The sequence below is a fragment of the Pseudomonas sp. B10 genome (genome assembly GCF_900156235.1).
GTDB classification, from domain to species: Bacteria; Pseudomonadota; Gammaproteobacteria; order Pseudomonadales; family Pseudomonadaceae; genus Aquipseudomonas; species Aquipseudomonas siliginis.
Window position 1 is genome coordinate 485773 of the sequence record NZ_LT707063.1, and the last position, 14965, is coordinate 500737.

Below are 14965 nucleotides of genomic sequence, written 5' to 3' on the forward strand. Positions count from 1 at the left end.
CCGCGCAGGGCTTGGGGCAATGGTCAAAGTTATCAAAGTGGCTGACTGGTTTGGCCAAGCCTTTTAAGGGGAATCGTCACGCGGCCCTGGGTGGGAGCGAACCTGCTCGCGAAGGCGTCGGGTCAGACCACCTCATTGAGGATCAGTGTGCGGTAATGCCCCGGGTTCGACCCGGACCACTTGCGAAACGCCTTGTAGAACGAACTGGCATCAGCAAAACCCAGGCGTGCAGCAATCTCGACGAAACTGATCGAAGGCTCTGCCAGCCAAGTGATTGCCAGCTCCTTGCGCACGCTGTCCTTGAGGCCCTGATAGGTCTGCCCTTCCTCGGCCAGACGGCGGCGTAATGTCGACGCGGACATGCACAGTTGCTGAGCCAGCGCCTCGGTTTCCGGCCATTGCTCGGCGGGGAGCTGCCGCAGATCCTGCTTGATCCGGCTGGCGAGGCTGTCGGGGTCGCGGTATTTGACCAGAATGTTCGCCGGCGCCTGGGCCAGAAAGCGTTTCAGCTCTTCGGCGCTGCGCTTGATCGGCAGATCGAGGCAATCAGCGGAAAAGATCATTCGTGTGCGCGGACGTTCGAAGCGCAGGTTTTCCGAAAACATCACCCGATAGTCGTCAGTGAAATCCGGTTCGGCGCAGCGCAGTTCAATCGCCAGAATCGGAATCCGCCGCCCGGCCAGCCAGCACGCGACGCCGTGCACGATCATCCAGTAAGTAAAATACGTGAAGGCGCGGCGCGGTTCGGCGTCGTCTTCGAGCAGGACGATTTCCGCAAGGCTCTGCTGATGCGCCAGTTGCGCCGGCAGTTTTTCCAGCATCAGCGACAGGAACGTCAGACCGGTATCCAGCGCCGCCGCCAGCGTCGGTTGCGCCATGGCGCTGCGACACAAAAATGCCAGGCTGCCGGACTTGAGCGGGCGCGGGTCCATGCCGAAGAACTCGTCATCACAGCGTCGTGCCAGCAGGCGCCAGAGTTTGGCGTATTGCGAGGCCGGCACCCTGCCCTCATCGGCCGCTAACAAAGCCGGATCGATGCCGACCTTGGTCAACGCCTCATCCGTCGCCGCGCCCGGGGCACAACTCTGCAGCAGCGCTTCGCGCACCAGTTGAATGGCAATGGTGTCTTTTTCCGCCATGGAGCGAGGTGAACCTTGTTGTTTTTTGGATGGTGGGCATCTTAACCCAGCTGCTGAAGTCACCGCAGGACCAATGTGGGAGCGAGCCTGCTCGCGAACGCGGTGTGTCAGATAAAGAAATGTCACAGGCATACCTCATTCGCGAGCAGGCTCGCTCCCACAGCAATCACAGTTGTTCAGCTAAGGTTCAGCTAAATGTCAATGAATGCCATTTGGCAATGAGTGTCATTATGTTACAACTTAGCCTCCTATCTAAATCGCTGTGGCTCGCCAATGCTCGTTCCCTTTTTGATCATGTTGCGCGAAGGCATCGAGGCCGCGCTTATCGTCGGCATCATTGCCAGTTATTTGCAGCAGACCGGCCGTGGCCAATGGATGCCGGCCGTATGGATCGGCGTCTTCCTCGCCGCCGCCCTTGCCCTGCTGGTCGGCGGTGGCCTGGAGTTGGTGAGCGCTGAATTCCCGCAAAAGCAGCAGGAGTTGTTCGAAGGCGTGGTCGGTCTGGTCGCCGTGGGCATTCTCAGTTCGATGGTGTTCTGGATGCGCAAGGTCGCGCGGTCGATCAAGCACTCGCTGCAAGCCTCGCTGGATCAAGCGCTGACGCAATCCAGGCATCAGGTGATTGCCTTGATCGCCATGGTTTTCTTCGCCGTCGCTCGCGAGGGCCTGGAAACGGTGTTCTTCCTGCTCGCCGTGTTCCAGCAAAGCGAAGGCCCGGGCGCGCCGATTGGCGCCCTGCTCGGCCTGATCCTGGCGGTGATCGTCGGTTTCCTGATCTACAGCGGCAGCATGCGCCTCAATCTTTCGGCGTTCTTCAAGTGGACCGGATTGTTCATCCTCGTGGTCGCCGCCGGGATTCTCGCCAACTCGGTGCAGGCGCTGCATGAAGCCGGGCTGTGGAATCACCTGCAAACGGTGCTTTTCGACTTCAGCGCGACGCTGCCGATGGACGGCCCGCTGGGCTCGGTGCTGGCCGGCATGTTCGGTTATCAGGATGCGCCGACCGTCAGCACCTTGGGCGCGTACCTGATTTATCTGCTGCTGGCACTGGTGATGTTCTTCATGCCCGCGCCTCGCCAGGCGACGCCAACCACTTCCGTTTCCAGCCAATAAGGCCCTTCATGTCTACTACCCAAACCCCTCCGGCCCTGCGTTGGGCGCTGGCCGGCTCGGTGCTGCTGATGATCGCCGCCGGCGGGCTGTTCTGGTACGCCTCGAACATGGCCGCCGCCAAGCGTCAGCACAACCACGACGAAATCGTCGTCAACATCCATCCACACAGTTGCGAGCCGAACGCACTGACGGTGCCGGCCGGCCGCGCCAGTTTCCGCATCGTCAACCGCTCCGAGCGTGCGGTCGAGTGGGAAATTCTCGACGGCGTGCTGGTGGTCGAAGAGCGGGAAAACATCGCGCCGGGCCTGAGCCAGGTGATCAACGCCAACCTGCAACCGGGCGACTATGCGATCACTTGCGGCTTGCTCAGCAACCCGCGCGGCACTTTGCACGTCACACCGACGGCCGCTTCCGATGCCGCCGCCAAGGCCAAGCCGTCGATGGTGGCTTTCGTCGGGCCGCTGTCGGAATTTCGCGTGTATCTGGCCGTTCAGGGCAGCGCGTTGATCAAAGCGGCGACGGCGCTGAATCAGGCGATCGCCAGTGGCGATCTGGCACAGGCGCAAGCGTTGTACCTGCCGGCGCGTGCTGCCTATCAGCGTCTGGCGCCGGCGGCGCAGCGCCTGGCCGAGCTGGACAATCAGATCAATGCCCGCGCCGATTATTTCGAAAAGCGCGAGCAGGATCCGGCGTTCGTCGGTTTCCATCGCCTCGAATACGCGCTGTTCCAGCAGCGCAATCTCGACGATGTCACGCCGATTGCCCAGCGCTTGCTCGCAGATGTCACCACCCTCAAGCAACAGTTGCTCGCGCAGTCACTGCCGCCGGAGCAACTGGTGGGCATCGTCGTGCGCAACCTCAACAGCCTCGCCGAGGTGCGCGCCGGCAGCGGCGAGGAAGAACGCTACAGCCACAGCGATCTCAACGGTTTCGCCGCCAACGCGCAGACCGCGCGCAAGGTCGTCGACCTGTTGCGCCCGATGCTGAGCAAATCCTCCGCTGACGTGTTGGCGAATGTCGACCGGGCCATGAGTGACTTCGACAACCAGCTCAACGCGTTCAAATCCGCCGATGGCTACGTCAGTTACGACGCCGTGACCGCCGCGCAACGCCAGCAGATCGCCGCCAAAGCCAAGGCTCTGGCCACGGCAATGGATGGCATCGACCCCGCCCTCGGCCTTTCCGGCCTGTAAGCAGAAGACCACGACAGATGAACGATTCAGAACCTCTCAACCTGCAACGGCGCCGCGTGCTGATGGGCATGGGCGCCGCCGGCGTCGCCCTTGCCGGATCGGCGCTGAGTTGCCCGGCCATGGCCGCGCTGCCTGCGCAAGTTACCGAAGCGCCGAGCAGCGACAAGACCGAAGACCGCCACGATTTCCACGGTCTGCACCAGACCGGCATCGTCACCCCGCGCCCGGCCTCCGGGATGCTGGTGGCGTTCGATGTGCTGGCCAGCGATCGCGAAGACCTTGAGCGGCTGTTCCGCACCCTCAACGAACGCATCGCGTTTTTGATGAAGGGCGGCCCGGTCGCGCAGATCGACCCGAAACTGCCGCCGCTGGACTCTGGCATCCTCGGCCCGGTGGTCACCCCGGACAACCTGACCATCACCGTTTCCGTCGGCGATTCGCTGTTCGACGAGCGCTTCGGTCTGGCGGCGGCAAAGCCCAAGCGTCTGCAACGCATGGTTGGCTTCCCCAACGATGCCTTGGACGCCGATTGCTGCCATGGCGACCTGAGCCTGCAGTTCTGCGCCAACACCGCCGACACGAACATTCACGCCCTGCGCGACATCGTCAAAAACCTGCCTGATCTGTTGCTGGTGCGCTGGAAACAGGAAGGCAGCGTCCCGCCGCAAGCACCGGCCAAACCCGGTGTGCCGGCGCAGTCGGCGCGCAACTTTCTCGGTTTTCGCGACGGTTCGGCCAACCCCGATTCCAACGACGCCAAGGCCATGGAGCGGATTGTCTGGGTACAGCCGGACAGTGACGAACCGGCTTGGGCTGCCCACGGCAGTTATCAAGCGGTGCGCATCATCCGCAACTTCGTCGAGCGCTGGGATCGCACGCCCTTGCAGGAGCAGGAAAGCATTCTCGGCCGGGTCAAGAGCAGCGGCGCGCCCATCGGCGGCCACAAGGAAAGCGAAGTGCCGGATTACAGCAAAGACCCGGCCGGCAAGCTGACCAAACTCGACGCGCACATCCGATTGGCCAACCCGCGCACCGCCGCGACCCAGGCCAATCTGATCCTGCGCCGGCCGTTCAACTACTCCAACGGCGTCAACAAGAACGGCCAGCTCGACATGGGCCTGCTGTTCATCTGCTATCAGGCCGATCTGGAAAAAGGCTTTATCACCGTGCAAACCCGCCTCAACGGCGAACCGCTTGAGGAATACCTCAAACCGGTCGGCGGTGGTTATTTCTTCACCCTGCCCGGCGCTACCGGCGATGACGATTTCATCGGTCGCTCGTTACTGGCTGCCACCTCCCAAAACAAAACCGCATGACACCCAACCGACACTGGAGCCGCCCCATGAAAAAGACGCCACTCGCGTTATTGCTGACCCTTGGTTTGCTCAACACCCCGCTGTCGGCGTTCGCCGCGACTGCGCCGCTGGATCTGGTGGGGCCGGTGTCGGACTACAAGATTTACGTCACCGAAAAGCTCGATGAACTGGCCAGCCACACCCAGCAGTTCACCGACGCGGTGAAGAAAGGCGATCTCGCCACCGCGCAGAAGCTCTACGCGCCGACGCGGGTGTATTACGAGTCGATCGAGCCGATCGCCGAGCTGTTCAGCGATCTCGATGCGTCCATCGACTCGCGCGTCGATGACCACGAAAAAGGCGTACAGGCTGAAGACTTCACCGGCTTCCATCGCATCGAATATTCGTTGTTCGCGGAAAAAACCACCAAGGGTCTGGATGCATTGGCCGACGGTTTGAACAAAGACGTGCAGGACCTGCAAACCCGTGTGGCCGGTCTGACCTTCCCGCCGGAGAAAGTCGTCGGTGGCGCTGCTGCGCTGTTGGAAGAAGTCGCGGCGACGAAGATTTCCGGCGAGGAGGACCGCTACAGCCACACCGACCTGTACGACTTCCAAGGCAATATCGACGGCGCCAAGAAAATCGTCGACCTGTTCCGCCCGCAGATCGAACAGCAGGACAAGGCGTTTGTTGCCAAGGTCGACAAGAACTTCGCCACGGTCGACAAGATCCTCGCCAAGTACAAAACGGCAGATGGCGGCTTTGAGACCTACGACAAAGTGAAGGACAACGACCGCAAAGCGCTGGTCGGGCCGGTGAATACGCTGGCAGAGGATTTGTCGATGATGCGCGGGAAGTTGGGTCTGAACTGATTTTTTAGCCTCTGGTCTGGCCCCTTCGCGAGCAGGCTCGCTCCCACAGTTGGAATGCAATCCCTGTGGGAGCGAGCCTGCTCGCGAAAGCAATTCCGGACGCGCTAGAGAATCCTGTACAGCAACCGCTCAATCCTTACCCGACTCACCCGTTTGAGAAACTTCGCCACCCCTGCCGGGTAATCCGGCAGCGTTTCAAGCGTCTGGAAGTTATCGATCCGCGTGGTATGGCGGAAGATGTTTTCCAGCTCTTTCGCCCGTGGCTCCAGCCACTCGCCTTTCGGGTCTTCGATCAGCAGCGCGTTTTCCAGGTCGAGGCGAAATGCGCGCGGGTTGAGGTTGTTGCCGGTCAGCAAGGTGTAACGCTGATCGATCCACATGCCCTTGAGGTGATAGGTGTTGTCGCCGTCACGCCACAAGTGCAGGTTCAACTGGCCGCTGTCGATACTGTGCTGATGGCGTTTGGCGAAGCGGCGCAGGCTGATTTCGTATAGATACGGCAGCGCAGCGATCACCTTGAACGGCTCGCTCGGCGGAATGTAGAAATCGTTGGCGGTCTTGTCGCCGACCACGATATCGATCTTCACGCCACGGGCCAGCGCTCGATTGATCTCACGGATCACGCCCAGGGGCAGGTTGAAGTACGGAGTGCAGATGGTCAGCTGCTTTTGCGCGCTGGCGATCAGCTCGAGAATCGCCCGGTTCAGCGGGTTGTTCTTGCCGACGCCGAGCAGTGGCGTGACCGACAACCCTTCTCGGCTGGTGCTGCCGGCGCCGGTGTCATAGGTCGCGTACTTGAGACGGCTGCGCAGGTCGCCGATGTCGTTGCGCAGGCTGCGCGTGCTCGGCAGGTTCGGCAGGTCAAGGCGATGCACGGCTTTCGATTCGATCAGGCCATGCTTGACCAGGTGATGCATCGAATCCGCCAGCTGGCGACTGTGCAGCACGTGGTAACGGTCGAAACGGTACTTGTCGAGTTTGTGCAGATAGACGTTGTTGAGGCTGGCGCCGCTGTAGACCACCTTGTCGTCAATCACGAAGCCTTTGAGGTGCAGCACGCCGAACAGCTCGCGGGTCTGCACCGGCACGCCGTAGATCGGCACTTCGCTCTGGTGCGTGCGGGTCATGTCCTGATACCAGGCGGCGTTGCCCGGCTGCTTACCGGCGCCAATCAAACCGCGCTGGGCGCGCAACCAGTCGACCACCACGGCGATTTCCAGCTCGGGACGCTTGAGCTTGGCCGCGTGCAGGGCATCGAGGATTTCCTGACCGGCTTCGTCCTGCTGCAAATACAGCGCGACGATGTAGATCCGCTGGGTCGCTGCGGCGATTTGCTCGAGCAGGCAGCGTCGGAATTCGGCAGCACTGGACAGAATGCTCACCGCCTCGGCGGTCAGCGCGAAGCTGCGCAGTTTAGGCAGCAGAGAACGTTTGAAAAGCAACGGCATAAGGCTCGCAAGGTTCGATTCCGAAGAGTTTGAGAGCTTACACCATCGTCTGCGCCGGGTCTTGTCAGTGTCAGTAACGGCCCCTTCGCGAGCAGGCTCGCTCCCACCGTTGAAATGCATTCCCCTGTGGGAGCGAGCGTGCTCGCGAAAGCGTTTTCACACACGCCGAAGAAAATCGCTTGACCAAGGAGAACACTCGTTCTACTGTTCGCCGCATGAACGAATCAATCAGCAATGACACACGCGACATCATTCTGGATGTCACCGAAAAGTTGATCTACAAAAGTGGCATCGCTGCCACCAGCATGGATCTTCTGGTGAAGACCGCCGGCGTCTCCAGAAAAAGCATCTACCGTTACTTTGCCGACAAGGACGCACTGGTTGTCGCGGCCCTTCAGCGACGCGATGTTCGCTGGATGCACTGGTTCACAAGTGCTGTCGACCAGGCCGAAACCCCGGCCGAGCGCCTGCTCAACCTGTTTACCGTGCTCAAGGGCTGGTTCGACTCGGAAGGCTTTCGCGGCTGCGCCTTTATCAACACCAGCGGCGAAACCGGTGATCCACAGGATCCAGTGCGGCTGGTGGCCAAAGAACACAAACAGAAGCTGCTCGACTACGTGTGCGAGCTATGTACCGAATATGGCGCCGAGGATCCGCAACTGCTGGCCAGACAGTTGCTGATCCTGATTGAAGGCGCCATTACCGTAGCGCTTGTGATGGGTGATCACAGTGCCGCCGATAATGCGCAATGCATGGCGCGAAAGTTATTGGGCCTGTAACTCTCAATAAGCCGGACTTGTTGTTCATACATTAAATGAATCAGGAGATTGAACATGTCGACTGCAGCCCAGGTACGTCCGCCATTGCCGCCGTTCAACCACGCGTCAGCGATCGAGAAGGTGCGCCTCGCCGAGGATGGCTGGAACAGCCGCGATCCGGAAAAGGTGTCGCTCGCTTACACCCTCGATACCAAGTGGCGCAATCGCGCCGAGTTCGCCAACAACCGCGAAGAGGCCAAGGCGTTTCTGACGCGCAAATGGGCGAAGGAACTGGATTATCGCTTGATCAAAGAACTCTGGGCCTACTCCGATACGCGTATCGCGGTGCGTTATGCCTATGAATGGCACGACGATTCGGGCAACTGGTTCCGCTCGTACGGTAACGAGAACTGGGAGTTCGACGACAACGGCCTGATGTTCCAACGCTATGCCTGTATCAATGACATGCCGATCAAGGAAAGCGAGCGCAAATTCCACTGGCCGCTGGGCCGCCGGCCGGATGATCATCCGGGGCTGAGTGAACTCGGTCTCTAAGCCGAACATGGTCCCATGTAGGAGTGAGCCTGCTCGCGATAGCGTGTCTGTGACATCTTCACGTCTGACGAGCCGCCATCGCGAGCAGGCTCACTCCTACAATGGTTTTGTTCTGAAACTTGATGTTGCGTAAGGCACCGCATGTGTGGGAGCGAGCCTGCTCGCGAAGAAGCCCTACGGCTCGCCGCAACAGTTGGATACAGGTAACATAACCGCCCTCCCCGCAGCCCACGTTCTGCGCCTTGCCGAATAAGCCGACTCCATGCCTTTCGAACTCAGCGTTGACCTCACCACCCTGGCCATTCTGGCTGCTGTTGCTTTCCTTGCCGGTTTCATCGATGCCATTGCGGGCGGTGGCGGTCTGTTGACCACGCCGGCGCTGCTGACGGCGGGCCTGCCGCCGCATCTGGTTCTGGGCACCAACAAGCTGAGCTCGACCTTCGGTTCGGCGACCGCCAGCTTCACCTTCTACAAACGCAAACTGTTTCATCCACGCCAGTGGACCCACGCCATTGTCGGCACACTGATCGGTGCGCTCACTGGCGCGGTGGTTGCGCATTACCTGCCGGCCGAGTGGCTGAACAAGATGCTGCCGGTGATCGTTTTCGCCTGTGGCCTGTATTTGCTGTTTGGCGGCACGCCGAAAGCGCCGCTGGACAGCGACGCGCCGATCAAAAAAAAGTGGCAATCGACCCAGGGCTTCAGCCTCGGCTTCTACGATGGCGTGGCCGGCCCCGGCACGGGCGCATTCTGGACCGTGAGCAGTCTGCTGCTGTACCCGATCGACCTGGTCAAGGCCAGCGGCGTGGCGCGGAGCATGAACTTTGTCAGCAACATCGCGGCGCTGTCGGTGTTCATCTTCTCCGGACAAGTCGACTGGATCATTGGCTTGTGCATGGGCCTGTCGGTGATGGTCGGAGCGTTCTTTGGCGCGCGCACCGCGATCAGCGGCGGCGCCAAATTCATTCGTCCAGTGTTCATCACCGTAGTGCTTGGCCTGACTGTGCGCCTAGCCTGGCAGCACTGGTTCAGCGTGGCCTAAGTGCCGCGCGACGTAGACGTCGATCAGGTAACGGGCAATCGAACGCGACGCCGGCAACGGCGGCAAGTCATGCACGTTGAACCACTGAGCGTCCTCGATCTCGTCTTCCTGACAGACAATCTCGCCACCGGCATATTCGGCATGGAAGCCGAGCATCATCGAATGCGGGAACGGCCAGCACTGGCTGCCGATGTACTGGATGTTCTTTACTTCGATCTGCACTTCTTCACGCACTTCGCGAATCAGGCAATCCTCGGCCGATTCCCCCGGCTCGGCGAAACCGGCCAGCGTGCTGTAAACCCCGGTGACGAAACGCGGCGAGCGCGCCAGAAGGATTTCGTCGCCACGGGTGATCAGCACGATCATGCTTGGTGAAATGCGCGGATAACTGCGCAGATCGCACGGCTGGCAATACATCGCTCGTTCACGCGGCACTTGCGTCATCGGCTGCCCGCAGTTGCCGCAGAAGCGGTGTTCGCGAGCCCAAGTGCCGATCTGTGCGGCATAACCGAGCACTTTGTACAGCGTGTGATCGCCTTCGAGCATGAACGCTCGCAGGCCTTTCCAGCCGCATCCGGGCACTTCGCTGACACTGCGCAACTCAAGCAGATAGACCGGTTCGCCATCCAAATGACCAATCCCATGCTCGGCGAGGACTGGAAGGTCCTGGCGCTTGAGCCACTCGCGCGGGAACAGTGCGCCGTTGTCATCGAACAGAAAGCCTTCCGGGCTGCGCGCTACGGCCCAGCCGCCGGGTTGATCGGTGTCGAGTACTGCTGTGGTCCAGCGAGAGATCATGGTTAACTCAATCCAGAAATTCGGGTTTCTGTTTGCTCATGTGGGCGGCCATGGCCACGCGCAGATCGGTGGATTGCAGCATGGCGGCGTTCCAGGTGGCAACGTATTCGAGACCATCGTCGATTCGGTGGTCGCGCATGTAGCTGATCATTTCCTTGGTGCCGGTCACGGCAATCGGCGACTTCGCCGCGATGTCGCGGGCAATGTCGAACACGCCTTCGAGCAGTGTGTCTTTGTCGCTGTAGACGCGATTGACCAGGCCCATGCTGCGCGCTTCCTCGGCGCCAAAGGTGCGACCGGTGTAAGCCAGCTCACGCAGCATGCCGTCTCCGATGATTCGCGGCAACCGTTGCAGCGTACCGACGTCAGCGGCCATGCCGATGTCAATTTCCTTGATGGAAAATTGCGCGTCCTCGGCGGCATAACGCATGTCACAAGCCGAGATCAGATCGATCGCCCCGCCCAGGCAATAGCCCTGAATCGCAGCAAGCACCGGTTTGCGGCAGTTGTCGACGGCGTTGAACGAGGCTTGCAGATTGAGGATCTTGCGCCGCAGCAGGCGCGCGTTGCGGCCCACGTCCTTGCCCAGTTCATTGGCGACGCCGGCGAGCATCATCAGGTCGATGCCCGATGAAAAATGCTTGCCGTTTCCACTAAGGACCACCACGCGGACTTCGTCGGTATCGTCGATCCACTGGAAGATTTCGACAATCTCGCTCCAGAACGCCGCGTTCATTGCGTTGATCTTTTCCGGGCGATTGATCTGCACATGGGCGATGTTGTCGGCCAGTTCGACGCTGAAGGCGGAGTATTGAGTCATGGCAGTGATCCTTTACCGGGCTGGGAAATAAGCCATGAACTATAACAAGGCAACGGGGCGGCGGTTCGGCCAAATGCGGGACTGCCCGAAGTCTGCGCAAGATGCGCGGGCCTCTTCGCGAGCAGGCTCGCTCCGACAGGGAGACTGCATTTCAATGTGGGAGCGAGCCTGCTCGCGAAGGCGTCGGATCATTCACCGCACGCAGTTATTTCAGCCCCAGCCTGTAAAGCGAGCCATTCTCTTCATCTGTCAGCACATACAGATAGCCATCCGGTCCTTGGCGCACGTCACGGATACGCTGATTCAACTCACCCAGCAAACGCTCCTCATGGACCACCTTGTCGCCATCGAACTGCAGGCGAATCAGCTCCTGGGTCACCAGTGCGCCGATAAACGCGTTGTGCTGCCACGGCGTGAAGCGATCCGCGTCATAGAAGGCCATGCCGGTAACCCCGGGGGATTTTTCCCAGACATGATGCGGCGCCACGGTGCCTTCAGCGGTTTTGCCCTTGGCCTCAGGAATCGGCTGCATCGAGTAATTGATGCCATGGGTCGCCAACGGCCAGCCGTAGTTCTTGCCACGTTCGATGATGTTCACTTCGTCGCCGCCACGTGGCCCGTGCTCGTTCTCCCACAGCGTGCCGGTCCATGGATTGAGCGCCGCGCCCTGCGGGTTGCGCAGGCCATAGGACCAGATTTCAGGCCGGACACCGGATTGGCCGACGAAAGGGTTATCGTCCGGCACCTTGCCATCCGGGAAGATGCGTACGACTTTGCCTTGCAACTTGTCGAGATCCTGCGCAGTCGGCCGATCGTTGTTTTCACCGAGGGTGATGAACAGATACCCGTCGCGATCGAACACCAGCCGCGAACCGAAGTGGTTGCTCACTGAGAGTTTCGGTTCCTGACGGAAGATCACGTTGAAGTCCTTCAACGTCTTCAGGTCATCGGAAAGCCGTCCGCGCCCTACCGCCGTACCAGCCTTGCCGCCCTCACCGCCGCCTTCGGCATACGACAGATAGACCATGCGGTCCTGCTTGAAGTCTGGCGACAGCGCCACATCAAGCAAACCGCCCTGCCCTTTGGCCCAGACTTGCGGCACGCCACTGATCGGCTCCGACAGTTTGCCGTCCTTGCTCACAACGCGCAGATGTCCCGGGCGTTCGGTAACCAGCATGCCCTTCTGATCAGGCAGAAACGCCAGCGCCCAAGGATGTTCCAGGCCTTGGGCAATGGTGGTGACTTCAAGAGTGCCCTGCTCGCTTTTCAGCTCTTTGGGCGCAGCGGCGAAGGCCGGGGCACTGATCAGCGCGGCGGCGCAGCAGGTGGCTAGTAGGGTTTTACGCAACATGCACGATTCCTTTTTTTCGTGTGAAAGGCTGACAGAACATCAGTCCTGCCGTTCAACGGTTGCTGCCGGTGCCCCGTGGGGGCGGGTTGGGAATGAAGGTTGGCGGATTGCTCGGCACCGAGCGAATTGGCTGGCCATTGCCAATGCCGCGATTTTCAACGGTCGGCTGACGTGGCACGGGAACTGTGTTTGGCCCGCGAAGGGGCGGAACGCTGGGTTGGGTGCCCTGCATGCTGTTGGGATTGGCCCGGCGGATCGGGCTGTTGTAGGGATTGTTGCTGTTCCCGGTGGGGCTTTGTGCGAGCACGACATCGGCATGAACCAGGACACCACTTAGGGCGAGGACGGCGATGCCAATCAGAAACCGGTTCATGGGAATACCTCTCGATGTGCGTGGACTAGAGCCTTGGAGCCCACGCTACGCCGTGGGTTCGGATTTGTTAACCCTCGTGCTTTAAACAACATGTAACACGGCTTGACCGTACCGCTGGAAGCCGCGCAATCACTGGAAACTTTCTCACCGCGCCACGGGTCACCTGATCATCACTCGGAGGACAAGTCATGGCTCGGGCAATCTGGAAAGGCGCAATCAGTTTTGGACTGGTACACATCCCCGTGGCGCTGGTTTCAGCGACGTCGTCCCAAGGCGTGGACTTCGACTGGCTCGACAGCCGCAGCATGGACCCGGTGGGCTACAAACGCATCAACAAGGTCACCGGCAAGGAAGTCACCAAAGAAAACATCGTCAAAGGCGTGGCCTACGAAAAGGGCCGCTACGTGGTGCTCAGCGAGGAAGAAATCCGCTCGGCGCACCCGGTTTCCACGCAGACCATCGATATTTTCTCTTTCGTCGACGCCGAACAGATTCCGCTGCAGAACATCGATACGCCCTACTACCTGGCACCTGACAAGCGCGGCGGCAAGGTCTACGCATTGCTGCGCGAAACCCTGAGCAAAACCAACAAGGTCGCCCTCGCCCGCGTTGTCCTGCATACCCGTCAATACCTAGCCGCGTTGATGCCGCTGGAGTCGGCGCTGGTTCTGGTGAAACTGCGCTGGCCGCAGGAAGTGCGCAGCCTTGATGAACTGGCGCTGGGCAGCGAAGTGACCAAGCCGCAACTGGCCAAGGGCGAGCTGGACATGGCTAAACGTCTGGTTGAAGACATGACCTCGGAGTGGTCGCCTGAGGACTACAAGGACGAGTTCGAAGACAAGATCATGGCGCTGGTCGAGAAAAAAGCCCACGAAGGCAAGATCGAGGACGTCGAGACCACCACTGGCGAGGAAGAACGCAAGACTGCCGATGTTATCGACTTGACCGAGCTGCTCAAACGCAGCCTCGGTGGCAAGGCACCGGCCAAGCCCAAGGCGAAATCAACCAGTAAGGCGGCGCCGGCGAAGAAGACTCGGAAGGCGTCCGGGGAGTAAGCGTTGGGCCTGCTAGAGGTATGTTTGAAGTGAGGCCGCCTTCGCGAGCAGGCTCGCTCCCACAGGGAAACGCATTTCAAAATGTGGGAGCGAGCTTGCTCGCGACGAGGCCGTTACTGACACCGCAAGTCTCAGATCAGAATAAAGATCGCCAACAACGCCGCAAAAATCGCCCATTTTTCCAAGTAGTAACGCGTACGGTTGCGCTTCTTCAGCTCTTTGCCGCGCAAACGGATCTTGTAGATTTTGGTAAACAAGCGGTTGATGCCGCCAGTCTTGTCCCCCGCATCATTCGGCGCGCCTGCCGCTGACATTACCGTGCGGCTGAACCAGCGGTTGAACGCTGCTGCCCAGCGGTACTTCAACGGCCTTTCGATATCGCAGAACAGAATGATGCGATTCTGATCTGTGGTGTTTTCGGCGTAATGAATAAACGTCTCGTCGAACATCACCGCTTCGCCATCGCGCCAGTGATAGTTCTCACCGTCGACGTTGATGTAGCAGCCAGGATCGTTCGGCGTATCCAGACCCAGGTGATAGCGATAGGAACCGGCGTAAGGATCGCGATGGCGCACCAGCTTGGAGCCCGGTGGCAGCTCGGCAAACATTGCCGCTTTGATCGACCCGATGCTCTGCACCAGTTCGGTGGTGCGTGGGCACAGCTTCATCGCCGATGGGTGACTGTCGCCGTACCACTTGAGGTAGAAGCGCTTCCAGCCGGTCTTGAAGAAGGAGTTGAAGCCGACATCGTCATACTGATTCGAGCGCTTGATTTCGCCGGCACGCAACAGATTCTGGCCTTCCTCGCGAATCTCTTCCCAGTGCGCCTGCAACGGGCTCAGATCGGGAAAGTCTGCCGGGTTCAGATACGGTTTGTTGGGCATCCTGGAAAACAGATAGAGGAAGCAGTTGATCGGCGCGAGGAACGTCGAGTGGTCACTCAATTGCCGCCCCAGCTTGTGGCGCACGCGTCCACGCAAGTGAACGTAAGCAATGGAGATGACATAAACAGCGGCAATGATGAGTTTCACGGAAAAGGGTCACACGTCAAAAGTGAACAAACTGCGCGCGTGGCGACCTGAGGCCCAGCGTCTTATGCAGCGGTCTTGATGCACAGGGCGCGTCCATGGCCCGCGCCGTTTCCGGGCGCTCG

The 14965-nt window shown here is 60.0% G+C and carries 15 protein-coding genes; 8 read left to right on the top strand and 7 right to left on the bottom strand.

The features are described from left to right. Window positions 1–122 precede the first annotated feature (122 nt). Entirely contained in the window at window positions 123–1139 is a 1017-nt protein-coding gene (locus BXA01_RS02135) for an AraC family transcriptional regulator (protein WP_076562965.1), read from the bottom strand. 273 nt (window positions 1140–1412) lie between these two features. Here BXA01_RS02135 and efeU point away from each other — a divergent pair, with 273 nt between their 5' ends. From efeU to efeO (BXA01_RS02155), 4 genes are read left to right on the top strand one after another with little or no spacing between them, the layout of a single operon-like run. Beyond that, window positions 1413–2252, top strand: a complete 840-nt coding sequence (gene efeU / locus BXA01_RS02140) for an iron uptake transporter permease EfeU (protein WP_041480384.1) — start codon at window positions 1413–1415, stop codon at window positions 2250–2252. Window positions 2253–2260: 8 nt separating this feature from the next. After that, complete coding sequence (gene efeO / locus BXA01_RS02145) at window positions 2261–3445, top strand: iron uptake system protein EfeO (RefSeq protein WP_076562967.1); 1185 nt, start codon at window positions 2261–2263, stop codon at window positions 3443–3445. Between the two features lie 17 nt (window positions 3446–3462). Next, complete coding sequence (gene efeB, locus BXA01_RS02150) at window positions 3463–4761, top strand: iron uptake transporter deferrochelatase/peroxidase subunit (RefSeq protein WP_076562969.1); 1299 nt, start codon at window positions 3463–3465, stop codon at window positions 4759–4761. Between the two features lie 26 nt (window positions 4762–4787). After that, on the top strand, window positions 4788–5612 hold the full coding sequence (gene efeO, locus BXA01_RS02155; RefSeq protein WP_076562971.1) for an iron uptake system protein EfeO: 825 nt from the start codon (window positions 4788–4790) through the stop codon (window positions 5610–5612). Window positions 5613–5716: 104 nt separating this feature from the next. Here efeO (BXA01_RS02155) and pssA read toward each other — a convergent pair whose 3' ends face one another. After that, window positions 5717–7060 carry a CDP-diacylglycerol--serine O-phosphatidyltransferase gene (gene pssA, locus BXA01_RS02160; RefSeq protein WP_076562973.1) on the bottom strand — a complete coding sequence of 448 codons (1344 nt, stop codon included), beginning with the start codon at window positions 7058–7060 and terminating at the stop codon, window positions 5717–5719. Window positions 7061–7275: 215 nt separating this feature from the next. On the opposite strand from pssA, the gene BXA01_RS02165 reads away from it, so the two are divergent. From BXA01_RS02165 to BXA01_RS02175, 3 genes are all read left to right on the top strand, one after another. Then, on the top strand, window positions 7276–7839 hold the full coding sequence (locus tag BXA01_RS02165) for a TetR/AcrR family transcriptional regulator (RefSeq protein WP_076562975.1): 564 nt from the start codon (window positions 7276–7278) through the stop codon (window positions 7837–7839). 54 nt (window positions 7840–7893) lie between these two features. Then, the gene (locus BXA01_RS02170; protein ID WP_016774707.1) at window positions 7894–8373 is read left to right on the top strand and encodes a nuclear transport factor 2 family protein; all 480 of its coding nucleotides are present in this window, start codon (window positions 7894–7896) and stop codon (window positions 8371–8373) included. A gap of 262 nt (window positions 8374–8635) precedes the next feature. Further along, window positions 8636–9415, top strand: a complete 780-nt coding sequence (locus BXA01_RS02175) for a TSUP family transporter (RefSeq protein ID WP_076562976.1) — start codon at window positions 8636–8638, stop codon at window positions 9413–9415. On the opposite strand, the gene nudC is transcribed toward BXA01_RS02175, so the two are convergent. From nudC to BXA01_RS02195, 4 genes are all read right to left on the bottom strand, one after another. Continuing rightward, window positions 9383–10213, bottom strand: a complete 831-nt coding sequence (gene nudC, locus BXA01_RS02180; RefSeq protein WP_076562978.1) for an NAD(+) diphosphatase — start codon at window positions 10211–10213, stop codon at window positions 9383–9385. The two genes, BXA01_RS02175 and nudC, sit on opposite strands and share 33 nt — an antisense overlap. 7 nt (window positions 10214–10220) lie before the next feature. Then, complete coding sequence (locus tag BXA01_RS02185) at window positions 10221–11033, bottom strand: crotonase/enoyl-CoA hydratase family protein (RefSeq protein ID WP_076562980.1); 813 nt, start codon at window positions 11031–11033, stop codon at window positions 10221–10223. Window positions 11034–11238: 205 nt separating this feature from the next. After that, entirely contained in the window at window positions 11239–12384 is a 1146-nt protein-coding gene (locus BXA01_RS02190) for a PQQ-dependent sugar dehydrogenase (protein WP_076562982.1), read from the bottom strand. A gap of 52 nt (window positions 12385–12436) precedes the next feature. Then, window positions 12437–12757, bottom strand: coding sequence for a hypothetical protein (locus BXA01_RS02195; protein ID WP_076562984.1), 321 nt, complete (start codon window positions 12755–12757; stop codon window positions 12437–12439). 188 nt (window positions 12758–12945) lie between these two features. On the opposite strand from BXA01_RS02195, the gene ku reads away from it, so the two are divergent. Continuing rightward, the gene (gene ku / locus BXA01_RS02200; protein WP_073474486.1) at window positions 12946–13812 is read left to right on the top strand and encodes a non-homologous end joining protein Ku; all 867 of its coding nucleotides are present in this window, start codon (window positions 12946–12948) and stop codon (window positions 13810–13812) included. Between the two features lie 131 nt (window positions 13813–13943). On the opposite strand, the gene lpxO is transcribed toward ku, so the two are convergent. Beyond that, the gene (lpxO, locus tag BXA01_RS02205) at window positions 13944–14843 is read right to left on the bottom strand and encodes a lipid A hydroxylase LpxO (RefSeq protein WP_039764006.1); all 900 of its coding nucleotides are present in this window, start codon (window positions 14841–14843) and stop codon (window positions 13944–13946) included. Window positions 14844–14965: the final 122 nt, after the last annotated feature.